Source organism: Lacrimispora amygdalina (assembly GCF_900205965.1).
GTDB lineage: Bacteria > Bacillota > Clostridia > Lachnospirales > Lachnospiraceae > Lacrimispora > Lacrimispora amygdalina_A.
Genome location: NZ_OAOF01000009.1, coordinates 48,173 through 69,769, shown reverse-complemented (window position 1 = coordinate 69,769; position 21,597 = coordinate 48,173). Strand labels below are relative to the sequence as shown.

The following is a 21,597-nucleotide window of genomic DNA, read 5'->3' as shown; positions in this document are numbered from 1 at the left end:
GAGGAAGTTATGTCAGAGTCAATGTTGGGTTTAAAAAGATCCCATAGATGTACGGAAGTTACAGCAGCCTGTGCAGGAAAAGAAGTTACAGTTATGGGCTGGGTTCAGAAAAGCAGAAACAAGGGCGGAATTATTTTCGTTGATTTAAGAGACCGTTCCGGTATTTTACAGATCATTTTTGAAGAAAGCGACTGCGGATCAGAGAATTTTGCGAAAGCAGAGAAGCTGAGAAGTGAGTTTGTTATCGCTGTTACCGGAGTGGTGGAGAACAGAGCAGGCGGTGTGAATGAGAATCTGGCCACCGGCGCTATTGAAGTGCGGGCTAAGAGCCTGCGGATTCTTTCTGAATCTGAAACACCTCCTTTTCCTGTTGAAGAAAACAGCAAGACAAAAGAAGAACTGAGATTAAAATACCGTTATCTGGATTTAAGAAGACCGGACATTCAGAAGAATATCATGATCAGAAGCCAGGTTGCCACATTAACAAGAGCATTTCTGGCTGAAGAGGGATTTTTGGAGATCGAAACCCCGACTCTCATTAAGAGCACGCCGGAAGGCGCAAGGGATTATCTGGTGCCAAGCCGGGTTCATCCGGGATCCTTTTATGCGCTTCCCCAGTCTCCCCAGCTTTTTAAGCAGCTTCTCATGTGCTCCGGTTATGACCGTTATTTCCAGCTGGCAAGATGCTACCGTGACGAAGATTTACGTGCGGACAGACAGCCGGAATTTACACAGATCGATATGGAGCTGTCCTTTGTAGATGTGGAAGATGTACTGGAAGTCAATGAAAGGCTGTTAAAGAAACTGTTTAAGGAAATCTGCAATTATGATCTGGAGCTTCCGATTACACGCATGACCTGGAGAGAGGCTATGGACCGCTTCGGCTCTGATAAACCTGATATGCGTTTTGGAATGGAGCTTAAGAATGTTTCAGACGTAGTAAAGGATACAGAATTTGTTGTATTTAAGGGAGCTTTGGAAAACGGCGGTTCGGTCCGAGGCATTAATGCAAAAGGACAGGCTGCCATGCCGAGGAAAAAGATCGATGCACTTGTGGAATATGCAAAGGGCTTTGGTGCAAAGGGACTTGCTTATCTGGCAGTGAATGAAGATGGAAGCTACAAATGTTCCTTCTCCAAATTCATGACAGAAGAAGAGCTTGGAACACTGGCAAAAGCCATGGATGGTCAGCCGGGAGACCTTCTTTTATTTGCTGCAGACAAGGATACGGTTGTTTTCGATGTACTTGGAAACCTTCGTCTGGAGCTGGCAAGACAGCTGGATCTTCTGAAAAAGGATGAATTTAAATTCTTATGGGTAACAGAATTCCCGTTACTTGAGTATAACGAGGAACAGGGACGTTTTACAGCCATGCATCACCCCTTCACCATGCCGATGGAAGAGGACTGGGCTATGATCGATACCGATCCGGGAGCAGTACGTGCCAAAGCGTATGATATCGTGTTAAACGGTACGGAGCTGGGCGGCGGATCTGTTCGTATCCACCAGGGTGATATTCAGTCCAAGATGTTTGAGGTTCTGGGCTTTACCAAAGAGCAGGCAAGCGAACAGTTCGGCTTCCTTTTAGATGCATTCCGTTATGGCGTACCTCCTCACGCAGGACTGGCTTATGGTCTTGACCGTGTGGTTATGCTGATGGTTGGTGCTGACAGCATCCGCGACGTTATCGCATTCCCTAAGGTAAAGGATGCCTCCTGCTTAATGTCTGAGGCACCGGCTCCGGTAGATCCCAAACAGCTTGATGATCTGGGAATTCAGGTAAGCGAAGAAGAATCATAATAAATTTACAGACCTCTCTGCAAAGTGAAATATTGACTGCAGAGAGGTTTTTTTGTGGGAAAAAGTTTCAGATAAAAGGAAAATATTAACATTATAATATGGAAATTTTACATTGGTCTGCTATAATATAGAAAAAAGCATATGTTAAAGGAGGATTCAAGCAATGAAAGGAAGTACAAAAAGAAAGTATCTGTCTCTTTTTCTGTCCTTGCTCATGGTTTTATCCCTTGTCACCGGCTTCTCATTTCCGGTCAGTGCGGCAGATCAGGACATCGTGATTCTCTATACCAACGACGTTCACTGCGGCATTGATGACAAGATCGGGTATGCAGGTCTGTCTCTTTACAAAAAAGAGATGCAGGCGCAGACACCCTACGTGACGCTTGTTGATGCAGGAGATGCTATTCAGGGAGCCCCCATCGGAACTCTTTCAGACGGCGGGTATATCATTGACATCATGAATCAGGTGGGTTATGACTTTGCTGTGCCTGGGAATCATGAATATGATTACGGTATGCCCCGTTTCTTAGAACTGGCAGGCAAATTAAACTGTGGCTACTACTCCAGCAACTTTATGGATTTAAAAACCAACACCCCGGTATTTGCTCCTTACAAAATGTTTACATACGGCAGCACAAAGGTCGCTCTGGTAGGAGCCACCACACCGGAAAGCTTCACCAAATCAACACCTGCCTATTTCCAGGATGGAAGCGGCAATTACATTTACGGATTCTGTGAAGATGAAACCGGCAAAAAGCTTTACGATCAGATTCAGCAGTCTGTTAACAGTGCAAGAGCAGAGGGTGCCCAGTTCGTGATTTTAGTTGGGCATTTAGGAGAAAACGGTACAACAGACCGGTGGACCTCTGATAACGTGATTAAGAATACAAATGGAATTGATGTGGTAATAGACGGCCATTCACATGAAGAATATACGAAGGACTTAAAGAATAAGGACGGAAAGAATGTACTCCTTACCCAGGCAGGAACCAAATTAAACAAAATCGGAAAACTGACCATACACACAGATGGCTCTCTTGCCAATGAACTGGTTGCCCAGGTTCCTGTAACTGCGGTGTCCAGCACCTACACAGTAAAAAAAGGCGATTCTCTCAGCCGTATTGCAAAGAGAGAATTAGGTTCCTATAACCGCTGGAGAGAGATCTACAACGCAAACCGGGACAAGGTGAAAGATCCGGACGTTCTTAATTTGGGAAGCCAGCTTATTATACCTGGAAAAACGGCAGTATCAGAGGATGGAAAAGCCCTGGATTATGATACAGACCAGTTTATTAAGAATATCAAGGCCCAGTATCAGGAATCCTTAAAGGCAGTGCTGGGTCATACGGATGTGGAGCTGACCATCATAAATCCTGCCACCGGAGAGAGGGCTGTCAGAAACGGTGAAACCAATTTAGGTGATCTTTGTGCGGATGCTTATCGTCAGGTACTTGGAGCAGATATCGGTATTGTAAACGGAGGCGGTGTCCGCGCAGGGATCAAGCCTGGAAATATTACATATAACGATACCCTTACCGTACATCCATTTGGAAACATGGGATGCGTGGTAGAAGCTACCGGGCAGCAGATTAAGGACGCATTGGAGATGGCTTCCCGTAATTATCCGAAGGAAAACGGCGGATTTTTACAGGTTTCCGGTTTAAAATACACCATAAAAACCTCAGTTCCATCCAGTGTCCAGTTAGATGAAAAAGGTAACTTTGTAAAAGTAGCCGGTGCATACCGGGTAGCAGATATCATAGTGGGAGATTCTCCTCTCGATCCTGCCAAAGTATATACCGTAGCGTCCCACAACTACATGTTAAAGATGGCTGGTGACGGTATGACAATGTTTAAAAACAGCAAGGTGATCCGTGATGATGTTATGACCGATGTGGATATTCTGTCTGCCTTTATCCGCAGTAACTTAGGCGGCAATGTAGGCGCAGATTATGCAAACCCAGCAGGACAGGGAAGAATCACCATTCAGTAATACAGGAGCCGCTGCTTTATAAGTGAACTACCGCTTATGAAGCAGCGGCTTTTTTCTTGTCTGCAAAACAAATAAAACCGTGGTACAATGGTTAAGAAAGAAAAAATACAGGAGATAAGAAATGCTGATTGAGAAACAAGAGAACCATTTTGAAGAAATATATGCAATCTACCAGGCATCATTCCCGGATCAGGAACGGCGCACGAAGGAAGGACAGCGGGATACCTTTTTCAATCCGCGCTATCATATCAGAGCTGTAAAGGAATGCGGTAAGATCAGGGCGTTTCTTGGATACTGGGATCTGCCTGGCTGCGTCTTTTTTGAGCATCTGGCTACGGCTGAGATCTCCAGGGGAAATGGCTATGGGAAACTTCTGGTGGAAGAAACGGTGAGGGAGACAAAGAAACCAATATTTCTGGAAATTGAACCGGTAACAAAAGACAATCCCATAACAGGCAGGCGTGCTGTATTTTATGAGCGGCTGGGATTTTATATCAATCGTTTTTTCTACCAGCAGATGCCATTAAAGCCCGGAGACAATCCAATGCAGCTGTGGGTTACCAGCTATGGGAAACCAGTTTCTGAGGAGGAATTTTACCCCTATAAAAAAGAGATTTACCAAATGGTATATGGAGTGAAACTTTCGTAATCACACTGGTTTGTCTTATTTTTATCACGGGACAGGCTTTTTTTGCATATATTGTATCTAGCAATCAGAATATTCTAAAGGAGTTGGTTTGATTGAACCGATATAAGATATGCGTTTATGCGATCAGCAAAAATGAAGAGCAGTTTGTGGACCGGTGGATGGATGCGGTATCTGAGGCAGATGAAGTAATTGTAGCAGACACAGGTTCTACAGACGGTACTGTTGAAAAGCTCAGGGCCAGGGGAGCAATTGTATATGAAGAGACCATTTCCCCGTGGAGATTTGACACTGCACGTAATGTAGCTCTCAGTCATGTGCCGGAGGATGCGGACATCTGTGTATCCAATGATTTAGATGAAGTATTCGTACCGGGTTGGAGAAATATACTCGAGTCTGCCTGGAAACCGGACCAGACCCGTGCCAGATATCTTTTCACATTTTCATTTAATCCTGACGGTACACCAAAGAAGCAGTATCCAATGGAGAAGATTCACAAACGCCATGGCTTCCGCTGGATCCATCCGGTGCATGAAATATTGGAATACAGTGGACCAGAGCCGGAAAAAATAGCATGGGTGAACGGAATTGTGTTAAATCACTATCCGGATGAGTCTAAGCCCAGAAGCCAGTATCTGCCCCTTCTGGAGCTGTCCGTGCAGGAAAACCCCTTAGATGACAGAGCCATGTTCTGGCTTGGAAGAGAGTATGTGTTCCATGGTAAATTAGATCAGGCCATACAGACCTTAAATAAACACCTTTCACTTCCAACAGCCAGATGGGCAGAGGAACGAAGTGCCTCCATGCGGTTTATCGCTCATGCTTACAGTGAAAAAGGGAATAAAAGAGAAGAACTCGTCTGGCTTTACCGGGCTCTTGCCGAATGCCCGGAGGTGAGAGAGCCTTATCTGGCCCTGGCGAAATTCGGTTATCTGGAATCCAACTGGGCGTTATGCTTTGCTATGGCTTCAAAGGGTCTGACCATTAAGGAAAGCACGGGAAGTTATCTGGTGGATCCGGCAAGCTGGGGATATGCATTGTATGATTATGCCGCAATCAGCGCTTACCGTCTGGGAATGTATGAAACAGCCGAGGAATATGCAGCCTGGGCAATAAAGACTGCTCCGGAAAATAAACGGCTTCAGAGCAATCTTTTGCTGATTCAGCAAAAAAGCAGAAAGCAGAAAGCTCAGGAGGAGACCTCATGAAAAAACTGAAAATCTGTGTTTATGCAATCTGTAAAAATGAGGCCTCATTTGTGGACCAATGGATAGACTCTATGAGCGAGGCTGATCTCATTGTTGTGACTGATACCGGTTCAGAGGATGATACGGTAGAGAAGCTGAAAAAACGGGGCGCTGTGGTTTATATCGATGTGGTGAAGCCGTGGCGGTTTGATGTGGCAAGAAACATTTCCCTGGATCATGTGCCGGAGGATGTAGATATCTGCGTCTGTACAGACCTTGATGAGAGGTTTGAGCCAGGCTGGAGAAAACGCCTGGAGGAAGCATGGCTGAATTATAAGCCGCGCAGTAAAGGAGCAGTGGCAAAAACCGGCCGTTACCTTTACAACTGGAGCTTAAAGGAAGACGGAACACCGGACATACAGTTTTATTATTTTAAAGTGCATGAGCGCAAGGATTTCCGTTGGAAATGTCCTGTTCATGAGTTTGTCCAGTACTGCGGGAAAAAGCCCCTGGAAACGGTATATATCGAAGGAATGGTATTAAACCATCATCCGGATCCCACCAAATCCAGAGGTTCCTATCTGCCTCTTCTGGAACTGGCAGTACAGGAGGCACCGGACGATGAGCGGATGCGGTACTATCTGGGCAGAGAATATATGTATAAGAGTAAATGGCAGGAAAGCATCAAAACACTGATGGAGTATTTACAGCTTCCAACCGCCAGATGGTGTGATGAGCGGTGTGCAGCCATGCGATGGATTGCCAAATCCTATTACAGACTGGGAAGCAGTAAGGAAGCATACCGGTGGTATTTCAAAGCAATTGCAGAGGTCCCGGAGATGCGGGATTCTTATGTGGAATTTGCCAAGATATGCTATGAGTTAAAAGACTGGCCGATGGCGTACTTCTTGACACTGGAAGCTCTGAAAATAAAAGAAAAGTCAAGAACCTTTGTAAATATGGGGTATTCCTGGGACTATACTCCAGAAGATCTTTGCGCTATTGCTTCCTATCGTCTGGGATTGTTTGCTGAGTCTCTGGAACATGCAAAAGCAGCGCTTTTGTCTGCCCCTGATAATGAACGGCTGAAAAGCAATTTAAAACTGATTCAGGCAGCACAAACGAAATAGAGACAGCATTCCGGAAGGAAGACACAGGTTTCAAAACAAGGAATTTGTGCCTTTTTTCTGGAATTTTTTTAATTGTTTAAATTTTGACAAATACTTTACAAAAAATTAATAAACTTTCTGTAAACATTAGTTGCAGGATGGAAGAATACCATGTATGCTATCCGTAGTGCATGATTTTGCAATCAGAAAGGGGATTTACATGAAGAGACAAAAGAGTAAGAGATTGCAGGTTACAGGAAAGCTGATTCTGTTTGTGAGTGTTCTGGTCATGTTGATTATATTCACTCTTACAGCTATTTTTTATACAAGTCTGGACCGGGCTTATCAAAACTGGATTGATTCCAGCTATCAGAGCTATGATTCAAATATCAGGACAGCGGCCGAAAGTCTGGTAAGTGTATTAAATGTTAATTATGAGCGCTATCAGTCCGGAGAGATTACGGAGAAAGAGGCTCTTGAAAATGCTAAGGCGATTGTCCGCAATACGAGGTATAACGATGGCAGCGGATATTTCTGGGCAGATACCTCTGCTGGTCTCTGCGCCGTTCATATGAATCCGGAATATGAAGGGAAAATGCGTTATGACGATCAGGATCTGAAAGGGGATTATTATATCCGCAGTTTCATTAAGAACGGATCCCAGCCAGGCGGCGGGTTTACTAATTTCTACTTTACAAAACCAGGTCAGGATGGAACGTATGCGAAACGTGCTTACACCATAAAGTTTGAGCCTTACGACTGGTATATCAGTACAGGAAATTACATAGACGACATAGACCAGGCAGTTTCCGGTTATCAAAGGGAAAAAATACTGAATATTGTACTGCTGGCGGTGGTATCTTTATTTATCTGTGTAACAGGGGTATTGATCCTCGGCAGGTTTTTACACCGGATTACGGCGCCATTAAGCCCAATAGCCGACAGGCTGAAACTTCTCTCACGGGGAGATGTTCATACCCCACCTGTTGAAGTTGTTAAAACCGGCGACGAGATGGAAGTGCTCTCCCAGGCGACAGATGAGCTGATCGGTCAGATGAAAGAGGTGGTTGGGGATATTTCAGTCCACTTAAAGAATATGGCAGAGGGTGATATGACACTTCCTGTCACCAGGGACTATGCCGGTGACTTTGCTGCCATACACGATTCCCTCATTTTAATCTACAGCCAGTTAAACCATACCATAAGCGCCATCAGGGAGTCGGCCCAGCAGGTGAATGCAGGCTCAACCCAGGTAGCAGATGCGGCATCTGCGCTGGCAGCAGGAGCCACCGAACAGGCAGGTACCATTGACCAGCTTTCTTTCGCCATAAATGAGATTACACAGAAGGCGGAACAAAGCTCTGCCCATATCGGAGAGGCGGCTGGATATGCAGAACAGACATTAGCCCGGGTGGAAGACAGCAACAAAAAGATGCAACAGATGCTTCTGGCAATGGATGAGATTAAGAATGCTTCCGATGAAATTGGAAAAATCACAAAAGCTGTGGATGCAATTGCTGCCCAGACAAACCTTCTGGCTCTCAATGCAGCAGTGGAAGCCGCCCGTGCAGGAGAGGCAGGCCAGGGGTTTGCAGTGGTAGCAGACGAAGTCCGAAGTCTGGCAGCCAAATCTGCAGAAGCGGCAAAACGGACTGCTGCGCTGGTTGAAAATGCAGCCCGTGCAGTGACTGGAGGAATGGGAACTGCCCAGGAAAATGCTAAAATTCTTGCAGAAGTAATGGAACAGGCAAACCGTGCCCGCGGACTGATGGAATCTGTAGAGCAGGCCTCCAGGGAACAGGCTATTGCGATGGTAAATGTCAGTGATGGAATCAACGAAATCTCCGCAGTCGTCCAGAGCAATGCAGCAACCGCCCAGGAAAGCTCCGCTTCCAGCGAGGAATTATCCGCTCAGGCCAGCCTGCTGCAGAAAGAAGTGGATAAATTTAAAATAATCCAATAAGATGTTGAATTAAAAACTGCCTTATGATACCATGGAGATGGTCAGTTATTTCAAATACAAATAAGGAGGCTTTTAATAAATGGATATTCGTTACTCTGCAAATCAGAAAGATTTCAAACGTTATACAACAGAAGAAACCAGAAACGAATTTTTAATTGAGAACTTATATGTTGCCAATGAAGTGGTAGCTGTTTACTCCCATGTGGACCGTATGGTAACACTGGGCTGTATGCCAACAACAGAAACTGTTTCCATTGACAAGGGAATTGATATCTGGAAAAACTTTGGTACAAGCTTTTTCCTTGAAAGACGAGAGATCGGTATCTTCAACATCGGCGGATCCGGAAAGATCAAGGCAGATGGAGAAGAATTCAGCATGGGATATAAAGACTGCTTATACATCACAAAGGGAACCAAAGAAGTATTATTCTCCAGTGATGACGCATCAAACCCAGCTAAATTCTATATGGTAAGTGCTCCGGCCCACAAGTCCTGCAAGACTACCTTTATTCCGATTGAGAAGGCTGCCAAGAAGCCGCTGGGCGCAATGGAAACTTCCAATAAGCGTGTGATCAACCAGTTCATCCATCCGGATGTACTTGAGACCTGCCAGTTATCCATGGGAATGACCGTTTTAGATCCGGGCAGTGTATGGAACACCATGCCGTCTCATACTCATGAAAGACGTATGGAAGTTTATATGTACTTCGAGATTCCGGAGAACAATGTGGTATTCCACATGATGGGCGAAGGCAATGAGACAAGACACATCGTTATGCAGAATGAGCAGGCAGTAATCAGCCCATCCTGGAGCATCCATTCCGGAGCAGGTACAAGCAATTATACCTTCGTATGGGCAATGGGCGGTGAGAACCAGGCATTTGATGATATGGACACCATTCCTACAACTGAATTAAGATAAGATAGGATAAGATAAGATTGGACAGGCAGATGCTTTTATATGGGCATCTGCCTGTTTTTTGCATTTCAGGAGGTAAATTGGCAAATGGTGTGAAATCTCTGTGAAAATGTAGATATTCTGCTATCAATTTGGTACAATATGTTTCAGTAATACTGGAAAACAGTTGAGATCTGATTTCGGGAGGTTTTTTATGGAACAGTTAAAAATATTAGTGGTAGATGATGAAGCCAGAATGCGGAAACTGGTTAAGGATTTTCTCAGTGTAAAAGGATTTACCGTTGTGGAAGCATCCAATGGAGAAGAAGCAGTTGACATATTTTTTGAACAGAAGGATATTGTGCTGATTATCCTGGATGTGATGATGCCCAAAATGGATGGGTGGGAGACCTGCAAGACCATCCGCAAATATTCCCAGGTTCCGATCATCATGCTGACAGCCAGAACAGAGGAGCGGGATGAGCTTCAGGGCTTTGAATTAGGCGTTGATGAATACATTGCAAAGCCATTCAGCCCCAAGATCCTGGTTGCCCGTGTAGAGGCCATATTAAGGCGCAGCAATGCCGTTAATACAGATTCTGTGGAAATAGGCGGCATCTGCATTGATAAGGTGGCACATCAGGTTACAATCGAGGGAAAGGACATTGAATTAAGCTATAAAGAATTTGAGCTTCTGGCATATTTCCTGGAAAATCAGGGAATTGCTCTATCCAGAGAGAAAATCTTAAATAATGTATGGAACTATGATTATTTTGGCGATGCAAGAACCATTGATACCCATGTAAAGAAATTAAGAAGTAAAATGGGAGATAAAGGAGATTACATCAGGACGATCTGGGGAATGGGCTATAAATTTGAGGTAACATAATCAGTAGAGGTGAGTGAATGAAGCATTCCATAAAAGCGCGTTTCGCCATCGTGTTTGTCTGTCTTATGGCGTTTGTCCTTCTGTGCACCTGGTGCGTGAATAACCTGTTTTTGGAGAGCTTTTATACCAGAGCCAAGGTCCGCATACTGGAGATGGCCTACACAGAGATCGATCAGGTGGTCGCCCAGGCCAATGAAAGCGGGAAGGGGATTATCCGGTACTACCATGATACCTATAATCCTGATTACAAAAATGAGGGTCCCGTCCAGAAGATGTTCCGGACAATGGGTGAAAAATATAATTTAATGATGGTCTTAATTGACAGCACCACCGATGACTATCTGATGTTCACAAGCGGTGACCCCCAGTTCTTAAAGAACAGGGTAGAGGATTACATTTTCGGCAAAGATATGCCCCAGGCCAGCGTGTTAAAAAAATACGAAAATTATATTATTCAGAAAACCTACGACAAACGTTCGGATTCCTATTACCTGGAAAGCTGGGGGTATTTTTCAGATAATAAAACTATTTTTTTGATCTCCATACCGTTGTCCAGCATCCGGGACAGTGTGGCTTTGTCAAACCAGTTCCTGGCATATGTGGGTTCTATGGCTTTGATTATAGGCAGTTTGTTTATCTATTTTACGACCAAGCGTATCACAACCCCCATACTGCAGCTGGCAAATTTATCCGAGAAGATGTCTGGTCTGGACTTTGAGGCAAAATATACCGGTGATGAAAAAGATGAGATCGGTATTCTGGGCAACAGTATGAACCAGTTGTCCGACCGGCTTAAAGATACCATCGGACAGCTTCGCAGCGCCAATGAGGAATTGCAGAAGGATATTGAAGAGAAGGTAAAGATCGATGAGATGCGAAAGGATTTCATTGCCAATGTCTCCCATGAGCTTAAAACCCCAATTGCCCTTATTCAGGGATATGCGGAAGGTTTAACAGAGGGAATGGCAGAAGATCCGGAGAGCAGGGATTATTACTGTGAGGTAATCATGGATGAGGCCAATAAGATGAATAAAATGGTCCGTCAGCTGTTAAATCTCACAGCTCTCGAATTCGGTAATGATGATCTGCAGCTGGAATGCTTTGATTTAACGGAACTGATTCGTGGAGTCATTGGCTCTGCCGGAATATTGATTCAGCAGAAAGAGGCAAAGGTGAAGCTGGAGACCTTTGATAAGATCCGTGTTTACGCTGATGAATTTAAAATAGAAGAAGTGATCACCAATTATTTAAATAATGCGCTTAATCATCTGGACGGAGAGCGGGAGATTATTATTACTGCAGAAGAGAACGGAAAAGAGGCTCTGGTAACTGTATTTAACACAGGACAGAACATTCCGGAAGAAGATATCTCGAAACTCTGGACGAAATTTTTCAAAGTGGATAAGGCTCATACCCGGGAATATGGTGGCAGCGGTATCGGGCTTTCCATTGTAAAAGCCATTATTGATTCCCATAATAAAACCTGTGGTGTTAGAAATGTAAAAGGAGGGGTAGAATTCTGGTTTACCCTCGACTGTTATCAGGAACAGGGATAATGACTTATGTGCTGGGTGAAAAATGCCGATATAAATAGTGTTGAACCATGATTTCTTAAGACATGTGATTTGAAAGGAGAATGATATGGATATTGCAGCAATGAGTATGCAGCTAAGTTCTGCTAAGCTTCAACAGAGTGCCAGCTTAAGCGTTACCAAAAAGGCAATGAATAACCAGGAAGCGCAGGCAGCCGATCTTTTAAAGATGATGGATGCGGCAGCTCCAAACCAGATCAAGGCAACTGGTTTAGGACAGTATGTTGATGTAAGAGTGTAAGAGAAGTATCAACCGTTAAGGAGTTGGACCAATGAACCGGTCCGGCTCCTTAACGGCTTTTTAGTTGAATAGAGGGGGCGGTTACCCCTGTTTTTCGCAGATTAGGAAATAGCGGTCCGGATGTTCCGTATTACCGCCTTTTTGCTCTTTTGGCGGTGTAGCGTCGTCCGGAATGGCACTCAGCTGAGGCTTTAATCTGAGGCTGTTAAGCAGAGACAATAGCTCCTGAAGATTAATGAGTAACAGGGAAGCTTTCCCGTTCATCAGCCGTTCTTCTGTCAGCTCCTGTTTTAAATGGTAGGCGTAGGGATTTGCCACATAGAAATATATGACCCCGCCAGTTTCTAACTGCTCCGAGCATGCGCGAAGCAGCTCTTTATAATCCGGATAAAGAGTTAAATCCCTGCCAAGGCTGATATAGTTGTATCTGCCTTTTGGTATCTGTTTATGTGTTTCAAAGACGGAAGGAGACACGTAAACAGGGCTGTGAAATGGACGCAGATCATCTGCAAGAGCAGCATCATTGATAAGGAAGGCAAAGGAGCTTTCTTTTTTCATTCTCCTGAGCTGGGTTTTAAGCTGCAGCACATCTGCTCCATAACCGGGATCAATGGCGAGCATGGATATATTCTCTGGCTGCTGCGCAATGGTTGGTTCTATATGAGTCAGCTGGTAAGGATCATAACAGAAGTTATTTCCCCATGGATCGAGATTGTATTTTAACTGAAACAGAGCCCGCCCGTTAAAAATAGACTGATGGTTAATCTGGTCCTCTTTGCCGGTAACACTGCCATAATGGTAGCACCAGGTGTCCTTGCAGAGAATCTGCTGGAAGCCCGCTCTTCTTGCACGCAGACTGAAATCATCATCCCAGAATTCCATGGTATGGAAATAACGGTCTGCAAATCCAATTTTATTCACTTTCTCTACATCGTACAATGCGATCACAGGCATCAGTCTGCATTTTTCCTCCCAAAGATATGGGCAGGGATTATTATGGCTTCTGGCTGTCTCTTCTGCATTTTCAGGTGTAAAATTTGCGATCATTCCCTGACGGTTGCTGGTGTTTGGAGTGCTGGGGACCGCCATGATGGCATTAGGATAATGCTGCAGGCAGGTGAGGAGATTATTCAGCCACCGGTCTGTAAGAATGGTGTCGTTATTGACAAAGGCTGCGTATCTGCCTTCGCATACGCGGTATAACAGATTAAAGATCATTGCTTTTACATTCTCTTTAAGAGTTATTACTTTTGTGATTCCAAGGCTTTCAAAGTATTCCTCTGTCCCGTCGGTAGAACCGTCGTTTAACAGGATTAGTTCACAGGGGTATTTGGTTAAGTCTGTATTCCGGAAAAGACTGTCCAGACATTTCTTTGTATATTCCAGTTTGTTATAAACAGGTATCATGATTGAAATAAGGTATTTTTCCCCTCTGCTGCTGTAGGTGTTTTGGTGGTTTTCAATAAATTCAGTTTTATAATATTCATTCATTTTTGCTTTATCCGGATAGATGATCATCCAGAAGTAGGTGTCTTCCAGCCATTCCTGAAGAAATGGGATCAGCTGATATTCAGTTAGTGCGGCGGCCTTCTCCCAGTTGTTGTTTCGAATCAGTGATGTGAGTTTGTCAATTGTCCAGCTTATGTTGTGATACATGGCATGGAAAGAGATTGGAATTTTTTGTAATGCAGGGTCCTCTAATGCGGGCTCTAAATTAGTCAGCAGGGACTTGATTATCTGAAGCCGGCCGGTCAGGAGTCGGGAGTCCTGATGGGGCAGTGTGGGGAGCAGTGTTGTGGCTATATGCAGCAGGAATTTCTGGTTTTGAATTATCTTCTTCCATGAATTTAAGGGGTCATTGGCTGATGCAGTATCTAAGTTTAAAAATTTGTGCGTCATAATGTGTTCCTTCTTTAATGAAAGGCGGCATCATGCACGAAAAACGGTCTGATGGTGCTGCCTGGTATGGGGTATCACTTTATTATATGGCTGTTGTCCTGATTCATTGAATGAATGAAAAAATATTTAAAAATTTACAAAAAACGACTTAACTTTTTTAATCATTCTTTCGATAAAGTATGTGAAAGGAAGATGTTGGTGAGTATCTTCTGCAAAGCGGATTTTTCCTGATTTTGCGGCGGCAGTTCATTGGACAGGCTTCTTGCAGACACAAGTGTCAGTATTTTTTATGAAACCCGCCACGCGGCCGGTACCCCGCAGAGGTTTCAAACATCTTAACGTTTATCTGGTAAACCAGAAAGCGTACTATCATGCAGGGAAAAGGATTTCCCTGATACATATTCAAGGAGGAAAAACACATGAGAATTCAGCACAATATCGCAGCTTTAAACTCTTACAGACAGTTAGGAAGCAACAATTCATCCGTATCTAAGAACCTTGAGAAATTATCTTCTGGTTACAGAATCAACCGCGCAGGTGATGACGCAGCTGGTCTTGCTATATCTGAGAAGATGAGAGCACAGATCACAGGGCTTGAGACAGCTACCAAGAATGCGAACGACGGTATTTCTCTGATTCAGACAGCTGAGGGTGCATTAACAGAAGTTCATTCTATGTTAAATCGTATGGTTGAGTTAGCTGATCAGTCCGCTAACGGAACATATCAGGATGCTGTTGATAGAGAAAATCTTCAGAAAGAAGTTTCTTCATTAAAGAGTGAGATTGATCGTATCTCTGATAGCACAAACTTCAACGGAATCAACTTATTAGATGGTTCTTTAGCTGGTGGTAAAGGTGTTGGTAATATTACTAATACTTCTAACATAACAAAAACTGATGTGGTAGCTACATCAGGATCACAGGCTACTACTAACGTTGTTCCTACACTTACTGCAGGTACCCCCACGGAAGTAGAAGTAAGTTATTTAGATAAAAATGGCAATAATAAGACAATTAAAGTAATGGCTACTGATCCTACTGGTACGGATGAGACAACGTCTGCACCGGCAATTGCTGATGCATTAAATAAGGCATCAAATGGAGCTTTTGAGGTAACTGTCAATAGTGGGAAGCTGACATTTACAGATGGTAATACTGGAGATAATGGTTTTAAGATTACAGGTCTTAAGATTGGTGGAGCTGATCAATCTATGGATGCGGCAAGTGCTGGTACTGATGCAAAAATCGAACTTCAATTTACTGCAGCAGATGCAAAGTTCACTGTTGATGGTAAAAATTTCCAGATTGCAAAACAGGGAGATACAATTGCAGATGGTTATATTGGGCTTTACACAGATAATGGTCAGGTTGCTGCCGCTGGACAACCAGAAGCTGTGTCTGAGCAGTTAAAAAAATATGGCATCTCAACAACTGTAAGTGGTACAGATACATTAGTATTTACTAAAACAGATGTTGCAATGAAAGATGGTTTAAGCCTTCAGATTGGCGATACAGCTGATGATTTCAATCAGTTGAGCGTAAAAGTTGGAAGTATGAGTTCTTCTTCACTTGGTATCAGTAGTGTTGATTTATCCACACAATCAGGTGCAAAATCAGCAGTACAGTTGATTAAGGATGCAATCAATACTGTTTCCTCAACTCGTGGTGATCTCGGTGCTCTTCAGAACCGTCTGGAGCATACCATCAATAACCTGAGTGTAACGTCAGAGAACATGACAGCAGCTGAAAGCCGTATTCGTGATGTAGATATGGCTAAGGAAATGATGAACTATACCAAGAACAATATCTTAGTACAGGCATCTCAGTCTATGCTTGCTCAGGCAAATCAGACTCCACAGGGTGTTCTTCAGTTATTAAAGTAATTAATATATAATCAATAAATATATACTATAAGGTCTCCTAAGATGTTTGGGAGGCCTTATAGTTTTGGCTTTTTGTCAATAGTTGGGGTAGGATTCCTATGAATCCCGCTCCCTACTTACGTTTAGAGCTGTTTCAATGGTTCGTTCTACTATATGCTATTTATGGGCATGCCAAATAACCTGTGACCCCGTTTTTGATTATATATTTAAAGGCATTTGAGATTTCTTTTCTCCAAGACTGGGATTTGCACATTTTTTTTATTCTTTAATACTGCATCCTCTTGCATTAAATATCCAATCATCCAATTCCTACTGTAGCTTACTATAAGATTCTAACTGGTTGATGTCATAAAACCATTCTATCTTCATAAGTGCCAGGCACAGATTATCAATATACTGGAACATTAGATCACAGACTTGTTTATTCTCATCTTTCAGTTTTTTATAGCGGGTCAGAATCAGTTTTCTGCTCCGTTTATAGTATTTTCTAGGAGAAACAGGCATGGGCTTTTGGAGACGTTTACGAACGTTTTTAATTGCCATGTGATCGGTTGAAACTTTCAGCATTAACTTTCTCGAAAGGTTTCTCCAGTAATCAGCCAGATGGCTCTGAGTGCGGTCTGGCATTAAATTCAGAATTAGTTACTTTGGAGGATCAACAAGAATACACTAAAATTTCCGGTAGAGGCATTGCCTCTAAATTCATTAATGGAAACAACCTCAGGAAGTTTAAGTGAGTATAATGGATGGTTTCCAAAAGTCTGAAGATTGGAGGTACAACCCCACAAAAAAGCCGCTTAAGAGAAAAGGTAAGCAAGATATAGTGCTCCAAAAACCTTTTTCCACAGGGGATACAGAGTTAACGTTTTACTAAGCATCAGGATGACAGTTTTTCCTAGAATAGGGTTATTATCATATTTCCATCATAGGGTGTAATATTTTAAAATCTTAGCATAGCTCATTTCAATTGTATTTATTTTAAAACTGCGTAAAAAATTTGCAATATTAATGTAAAATAGTTACATACATCAATAAAAGTATGATTTAAAAGAATAGATGGTAACCTAAAATAGAATAATGTACACAAAATCTGCCAAAAAATTAACCCATATTTACCCAGCTCCAATAAAAATTATGGTAAAATTTAGCTTTCCAAACCCCAGAAAACCCCGTAAATACGGGGTTTTTTACGATTTCATAAATTTTCCTTACGAAAAACTGTGTCGAATCCTTATAACTTTCTTGACAATATTTGTAATAAAATGTAAAATGGAGTAAGAAAATTACAAAAAATGAATGATTTTGCATTTGACTGTTAAAATTTAACTATTTTTTACCATTTTGTAACAGTCTGAAAACGACATAATGGCAGATTGCCGGAAGAAATGAAAGTGAGGAACAAATCCGATGAATGCAATTTTTGGGAACAGCATTTCCATGGCGGAAAAATCTCTGGATTATTTGTGGGCAAAGCAGCAGACGACACTTAATAATATCGCCAATGGTGAAACTCCCGGCTATAAAGCCAGATATGTGACTTTCGAAGATGAATTTCGCAGCAGGCTTTGGGCAGCGAGGAGGGGAACCTCTGCAGATGTCGGTAAGGCGATTGATGGCTCCAGATATCATGTGCGAAATACCAATGAGGAATCTGCAAGGATTGATGGTAATAATGTCAACATGGATGTAGAGAACGTGGAACTGGCAAGAACTACCCTGCAGTATCAATATGAGCTGAATTCATTAAACAGTGATATCAGCAGACTTCGTACGATTATTAAAGGTTAAAACGGGAGGCATATAAGATGGAACAGATGTTCATAACACCCATTCGCACATTGGACTCCATAGCGGATTTAGGAACAGCAAAAAAGGTGGGATCCGGACAGAATGCAGGTCCTGCATTTCAGGATATTTTTAAAGAAGCAGTTGAGAACGTAAAAACGACAGAATCAGACTTAAGCAGACAGCAGTATCTTTTGTCTACCGGACAGATAGATGATGCACATACAGTGCCTGCTGCAGCGGCAAAGGCCCAGTTATCCGTAGAACTTTTATCGGCGCTTAGGAATAAGGCATTGGAAGCTTATACGGAAATTATTCGTATTAGTATTTAAAACAGATAGCAGGGCGGACGTACGCGATGATGGAAAAAATTAAGGATTTATTAGGTAAACTGAGTGATAAGACGAAGAAGATTATTATTGCGGCAGTAATTGGCGTATTGGTAATAAGCGGTGCAGTGGTTGCGGCACTGTCCATGCGTCAGAAGCCGTATGAAGTTATGTTTACCGGGGTGAGTAGTGAAGAAGCAAAACAGATTATTGGAAAACTGCAGGAGGATGGGATTGATTACCAGTTTGACGACGGTGACATAAAGGTTCCGACTGAGAATATGGACACCACGAGAGCGAAACTGGTGTCAGAAGGATATCCCAAGAGCGGTTTTACATATGATGTTTTTAAAAACAATGTCAATCTTATGACTACAGATTCCGATCGACAGACATTTAAGCTGTACGATCTGGAGACAAGAATTGGATCTACGATTCAGATTTTTGATGGAGTAAAAGAAGCATATGTTACGATAGCCCTGGGAGATACTTCTAAATATGCATTGTCAGAAGACAGCGCGGAGGAAGCAAGTGCCCAGGCTGTTGTCGTTATGAAGGACGGCGGGTCTCCAACAGAAGAACAGGCCAATTCCATACAACTTCTAATATCAAGAAGTATTCCGGGAATGGTTATCGATAATGTATCCGTCTTTGACGGAAACGGACGTGAAGTATCAACCAAAGCCGGAGATAGTGATTCCGATTCCGGTAAAGCGGCAGATGAGATAGAAAAACTGATTGAAGATCAGATTTCAGCAAAAGTAATGAACGTGCTGGGTCCGGTCTATGGCAATGGCAATGTACGGGTATCTGTAAAAGGTACCGTTAACATGGATAAACTGATCAGGGAAAGTATTGTCTACAATACACCGGAAAAGATCGACGAAAAGGATAAGACTGGTCTTACTTCTGAGGAATCCATTACCAAGGAATATTCCGGTGATGGCCAGACAGCTTCCGGAGTAGCCGGTTCAGAAGCCAATGCGGACATTCCCCAGTACAATGCGGGAGGACAAAACCAGGATAATGCATATGCCTCCAGCAGCTTAAACAGAAAGTACTTATTAAATCAGATAAAGGAACAGGGACAGGTTAGCCCTGGAAGTATCGAGAACCTTACTGTTTCAGTGGTGGTAAATGGCAGCGATTTTGGTTCACTGAGTATAGATGATATACGCAATCTTACTGGGAATGCAGCAGGAATTGCTCAGGCTGACCGGGCGGAGAAGATCACGGCTGTGGCGGCACCATTCTATACAATTGATGTTCCGAAAGAACCGGAAAAACCTGCAGAAGCAAGTACGAACGGTATACTGATTAATCAGTGGATTCTGATTGGAGCACTGGCTGGGGTACTTCTGTTTATCCTTATCATTATTCTCGTTGTTCGGCGCAGAAGAAGAAAAAGGGCTCTTGAAGAAGAGATGGAAGACAGTCAGGAAGATGTACCGGGTATACTTCCTGTGCCTGGGGATGAAGACCAGGAAATTGAGATTCTTGTTCCGGAAGAGGACAAAGTTGCAGAACTGCGAGACAGCGTCCGTGAATTTGCAGAGCAGAATCCTGAAATTTCAGCACAGCTATTAAAGACCTGGTTAAATGGAGGAAACAATAATGACGACTAATCTTACGCCGGAACAGAAAGCGGCAACAGTTATTGTTTCACTCGGCGTGGATAAGGCTTCCAAAATATATAAGTATCTGAGTGAAGAAGAGATAGAGAAATTAACCGTCGAAGTTGCAAAGCTGGGACATGTTGAGTCAGATACCACACAGGCGGTATTAGATGAGTTTTATAAAACCTGTTTAACTCAGAAGGTGGTAACAGACGGTGGACTGGAATATGCAAGAACAGTTCTGGAAAAGGCATTTGGGGAAAGTACTGCCAACAGCCTGCTCCAGAAAGTTACCCAGTCCCTTAAATCCAGATCCTTTGGCTTTATCCGGAAGAGTGATTCCAAGAATCTTTTCTCAATTCTCCAGCATGAGAGAGCACAGACCATCGCACTGGTTTTATCCTATACGAATGAGGAGATGACAGCGCAGCTGATATCGGAGCTTCCTCCTGAGAAGCGTCTTAAAGTGGTGGAATCTATTGCCAGAATGGAAAGTGCTTCTCCGGAAGCTATTAAGATAGTAGAGAATGAGATTAAGAAGAAATTCTCCGGCATTCTTACAACTGATTACACAACAGTTGGCGGTATCGATTACATAGCAAACGTAATGAACCATATGGACAGAGGAAACGAAAAACTTATCTTCGACGAGTTGGGAAGAAAAGATGCGGAACTGGCAGATACCATCCGCAAGAAGATGTTCGTTTTCGAAGATATTATTACGATGGACGACAGATCCATTCAGCGTTTTATCCGCGAATGCGATATGAAAGATATGGTTTATGCGCTTAAGAATGCAAATAAACAGATTACAGATGTTATTTTCTCCAATATGTCAACCCGTATGAAGGAAAGCATTCAGTCCGACATGGAAGTTACAGTTAATGTCCGTCTGAAGGATGTCGAAGAGGCACAGCAGAGAATTGTTAGTATTATCAGGCGTCTGGAAGAAGAAGGCGAGCTGATAATCAGCAAGGGCGGAAAGGATGATATCATTGCCTAATATTATCAAAGGTCCCCAGGCTGCAGATCTGGTTCTGGAATATGGATTTCAGCAGAAATTTGAAGATGTAGTGTTGAAAAAGGAAACCGCTGAACCGGAGGAAGAACAGTTCCGGCCGGAACACGAAGAAAATAATCTTAGGATTGAAGAGATTTACGAAGAAGCGTATAACCGGGCAGAAGACATTGTGAAACAGGCAAGGGAAGAAGCCGAAAAGATTCTGGCAGATGCCAGAGAAAGCGGTTATCAGCAGGGCTATGAGACCGGATTGCAGGAAGGACGCACGGCTGCGTACGAAGAGCATAAGGAAGAACTGGATTTACATATGAACGAATTCCGTGAATCCATCCGGTCAACCATAGAAAGTGTTACAGATGAGAAAAACAGGATTATTGAAACGTACATTGATGATTTAAAACGGGTAACTTTAACCATAGCGGAAAAGGTGATACAGACCAGCTTAAAATCAAGCGGTGAGATCATCAAACGTATGATAGTGGCTGCAGCAGGTAAACTGAAAAAAACGCAGTGGGTGAAGATTTATGTATCTCAAAAGGATGCAGGAATGATGATCCAGGGAGATGTGGGACTGTTAAATGAGCTTTCCCATATATCAGGCAATATCAAGATTGTTGCCATGGAACATTCCGAAGAGGGTACATGCATTATCGAGCTTCCAGAAGAGATTATTGATGTCAGCGTAAATACCCAGATCGAAAATATTAAGGGAATTCTTAATAACGCAAGACTGTAGCAGGAGGAAT

General features: G+C 43.1%; 18 protein-coding genes. 16 read left to right on the top strand and 2 right to left on the bottom strand.

What is annotated here, in order from left to right; translation table 11 throughout:
- Positions 1–9 precede the first annotated feature (9 nt).
- The 10 genes from aspS (at position 10) to CRO04_RS13480 (ending at position 12,318) form a co-directional block, all read left to right on the top strand.
- On the top strand, positions 10–1,800 hold the full coding sequence (gene aspS / locus CRO04_RS13525; protein WP_097004786.1) for an aspartate--tRNA ligase: 1,791 nt from the start codon (positions 10–12) through the stop codon (positions 1,798–1,800).
- 163 nt (positions 1,801–1,963) lie between these two features.
- The gene (locus CRO04_RS13520) at positions 1,964–3,793 is read left to right on the top strand and encodes a bifunctional metallophosphatase/5'-nucleotidase (RefSeq protein WP_097004785.1); all 1,830 of its coding nucleotides are present in this window, start codon (positions 1,964–1,966) and stop codon (positions 3,791–3,793) included.
- Positions 3,794–3,914: 121 nt separating this feature from the next.
- Positions 3,915–4,442 (top strand): GNAT family N-acetyltransferase, encoded by a 528-nt coding sequence (locus CRO04_RS13515; protein WP_097004784.1) that lies wholly within the window; start codon positions 3,915–3,917, stop codon positions 4,440–4,442.
- Positions 4,443–4,534: 92 nt separating this feature from the next.
- The gene (locus CRO04_RS13510) at positions 4,535–5,647 is read left to right on the top strand and encodes a tetratricopeptide repeat-containing glycosyltransferase (protein WP_097004783.1); all 1,113 of its coding nucleotides are present in this window, start codon (positions 4,535–4,537) and stop codon (positions 5,645–5,647) included.
- The gene (locus CRO04_RS13505) at positions 5,644–6,756 is read left to right on the top strand and encodes a tetratricopeptide repeat-containing glycosyltransferase (RefSeq protein ID WP_097004782.1); all 1,113 of its coding nucleotides are present in this window, start codon (positions 5,644–5,646) and stop codon (positions 6,754–6,756) included. The genes CRO04_RS13510 and CRO04_RS13505 overlap by 4 nt, the downstream gene beginning before the upstream one ends.
- 199 nt (positions 6,757–6,955) lie before the next feature.
- Positions 6,956–8,698 (top strand): methyl-accepting chemotaxis protein, encoded by a 1,743-nt coding sequence (locus CRO04_RS13500; RefSeq protein ID WP_097004897.1) that lies wholly within the window; start codon positions 6,956–6,958, stop codon positions 8,696–8,698.
- A 79-nt stretch (positions 8,699–8,777) separates the two neighbouring features.
- A complete protein-coding gene (kduI, locus tag CRO04_RS13495) occupies positions 8,778–9,620 on the top strand; it encodes a 5-dehydro-4-deoxy-D-glucuronate isomerase (protein ID WP_097004781.1) in 843 nt (280 codons plus the stop codon).
- Between the two features lie 190 nt (positions 9,621–9,810).
- Positions 9,811–10,485 (top strand): response regulator transcription factor, encoded by a 675-nt coding sequence (locus CRO04_RS13490; RefSeq protein ID WP_097004780.1) that lies wholly within the window; start codon positions 9,811–9,813, stop codon positions 10,483–10,485.
- Positions 10,486–10,502: 17 nt separating this feature from the next.
- Positions 10,503–12,041, top strand: a complete 1,539-nt coding sequence (locus CRO04_RS13485) for a sensor histidine kinase (protein WP_097004779.1) — start codon at positions 10,503–10,505, stop codon at positions 12,039–12,041.
- Positions 12,042–12,126: 85 nt separating this feature from the next.
- Complete coding sequence (locus CRO04_RS13480; protein WP_097004778.1) at positions 12,127–12,318, top strand: YjfB family protein; 192 nt, start codon at positions 12,127–12,129, stop codon at positions 12,316–12,318.
- 81 nt (positions 12,319–12,399) lie between these two features.
- Here the strand turns inward: CRO04_RS13480 and CRO04_RS13475 are convergent, their stop codons facing one another.
- Positions 12,400–14,217, bottom strand: a complete 1,818-nt coding sequence (locus CRO04_RS13475) for a glycosyltransferase family 2 protein (protein ID WP_097004777.1) — start codon at positions 14,215–14,217, stop codon at positions 12,400–12,402.
- A gap of 419 nt (positions 14,218–14,636) precedes the next feature.
- On the opposite strand from CRO04_RS13475, the gene CRO04_RS13470 reads away from it, so the two are divergent.
- The gene (locus CRO04_RS13470) at positions 14,637–16,100 is read left to right on the top strand and encodes a flagellin (protein WP_097004776.1); all 1,464 of its coding nucleotides are present in this window, start codon (positions 14,637–14,639) and stop codon (positions 16,098–16,100) included.
- Positions 16,101–16,409: 309 nt separating this feature from the next.
- Here the strand turns inward: CRO04_RS13470 and CRO04_RS13465 are convergent, their stop codons facing one another.
- On the bottom strand, positions 16,410–16,667 hold the full coding sequence (locus CRO04_RS13465) for a transposase (protein WP_097004775.1): 258 nt from the start codon (positions 16,665–16,667) through the stop codon (positions 16,410–16,412).
- A gap of 840 nt (positions 16,668–17,507) precedes the next feature.
- Here CRO04_RS13465 and flgB point away from each other — a divergent pair.
- The 5 genes from flgB to CRO04_RS13440 are packed head-to-tail and all read left to right on the top strand — an operon-like array spanning position 17,508 to position 21,587.
- Positions 17,508–17,888 (top strand): flagellar basal body rod protein FlgB, encoded by a 381-nt coding sequence (flgB, locus tag CRO04_RS13460; RefSeq protein WP_097004774.1) that lies wholly within the window; start codon positions 17,508–17,510, stop codon positions 17,886–17,888.
- Positions 17,889–17,905: 17 nt separating this feature from the next.
- Positions 17,906–18,217: a flagellar hook-basal body complex protein FliE gene (locus CRO04_RS13455; protein ID WP_097004773.1), complete on the top strand. Its 312-nt coding sequence runs from the start codon at positions 17,906–17,908 to the stop codon at positions 18,215–18,217.
- Between the two features lie 26 nt (positions 18,218–18,243).
- Positions 18,244–19,839 carry a flagellar basal-body MS-ring/collar protein FliF gene (gene fliF / locus CRO04_RS13450; RefSeq protein ID WP_242974487.1) on the top strand — a complete coding sequence of 532 codons (1,596 nt, stop codon included), beginning with the start codon at positions 18,244–18,246 and terminating at the stop codon, positions 19,837–19,839.
- Positions 19,829–20,833: a flagellar motor switch protein FliG gene (fliG, locus tag CRO04_RS13445; RefSeq protein ID WP_097004772.1), complete on the top strand. Its 1,005-nt coding sequence runs from the start codon at positions 19,829–19,831 to the stop codon at positions 20,831–20,833. The genes fliF and fliG overlap by 11 nt, the downstream gene beginning before the upstream one ends.
- The gene (locus CRO04_RS13440) at positions 20,826–21,587 is read left to right on the top strand and encodes a FliH/SctL family protein (protein ID WP_166432558.1); all 762 of its coding nucleotides are present in this window, start codon (positions 20,826–20,828) and stop codon (positions 21,585–21,587) included. The genes fliG and CRO04_RS13440 overlap by 8 nt, the downstream gene beginning before the upstream one ends.
- Positions 21,588–21,597: the final 10 nt, after the last annotated feature.

Excerpts from the sequence above, each read along its gene's own strand:
- aspS (WP_097004786.1), top strand. The coding sequence starts at position 10 with ATGTCAGAGTCAATGTTGGGTTTAAAAAGATCCCATAGATGTACGGAA.
- CRO04_RS13520 (WP_097004785.1), top strand. The coding sequence starts at position 1,964 with ATGAAAGGAAGTACAAAAAGAAAGTATCTGTCTCTTTTTCTGTCCTTG.
- CRO04_RS13515 (WP_097004784.1), top strand. The coding sequence starts at position 3,915 with ATGCTGATTGAGAAACAAGAGAACCATTTTGAAGAAATATATGCAATC.
- CRO04_RS13505 (WP_097004782.1), top strand. The coding sequence starts at position 5,644 with ATGAAAAAACTGAAAATCTGTGTTTATGCAATCTGTAAAAATGAGGCC.
- CRO04_RS13500 (WP_097004897.1), top strand. The coding sequence starts at position 6,956 with ATGAAGAGACAAAAGAGTAAGAGATTGCAGGTTACAGGAAAGCTGATT.
- kduI (WP_097004781.1), top strand. The coding sequence starts at position 8,778 with ATGGATATTCGTTACTCTGCAAATCAGAAAGATTTCAAACGTTATACA.
- CRO04_RS13490 (WP_097004780.1), top strand. The coding sequence starts at position 9,811 with ATGGAACAGTTAAAAATATTAGTGGTAGATGATGAAGCCAGAATGCGG.
- CRO04_RS13485 (WP_097004779.1), top strand. The coding sequence starts at position 10,503 with ATGAAGCATTCCATAAAAGCGCGTTTCGCCATCGTGTTTGTCTGTCTT.
- CRO04_RS13480 (WP_097004778.1), top strand. The coding sequence starts at position 12,127 with ATGGATATTGCAGCAATGAGTATGCAGCTAAGTTCTGCTAAGCTTCAA.
- CRO04_RS13475 (WP_097004777.1), bottom strand. The coding sequence starts at position 14,217 with ATGACGCACAAATTTTTAAACTTAGATACTGCATCAGCCAATGACCCC.
- CRO04_RS13470 (WP_097004776.1), top strand. The coding sequence starts at position 14,637 with ATGAGAATTCAGCACAATATCGCAGCTTTAAACTCTTACAGACAGTTA.
- CRO04_RS13465 (WP_097004775.1), bottom strand. The coding sequence starts at position 16,667 with ATGCTGAAAGTTTCAACCGATCACATGGCAATTAAAAACGTTCGTAAA.
- flgB (WP_097004774.1), top strand. The coding sequence starts at position 17,508 with ATGAATGCAATTTTTGGGAACAGCATTTCCATGGCGGAAAAATCTCTG.
- CRO04_RS13455 (WP_097004773.1), top strand. The coding sequence starts at position 17,906 with ATGGAACAGATGTTCATAACACCCATTCGCACATTGGACTCCATAGCG.
- fliF (WP_242974487.1), top strand. The coding sequence starts at position 18,244 with ATGATGGAAAAAATTAAGGATTTATTAGGTAAACTGAGTGATAAGACG.
- fliG (WP_097004772.1), top strand. The coding sequence starts at position 19,829 with ATGACGACTAATCTTACGCCGGAACAGAAAGCGGCAACAGTTATTGTT.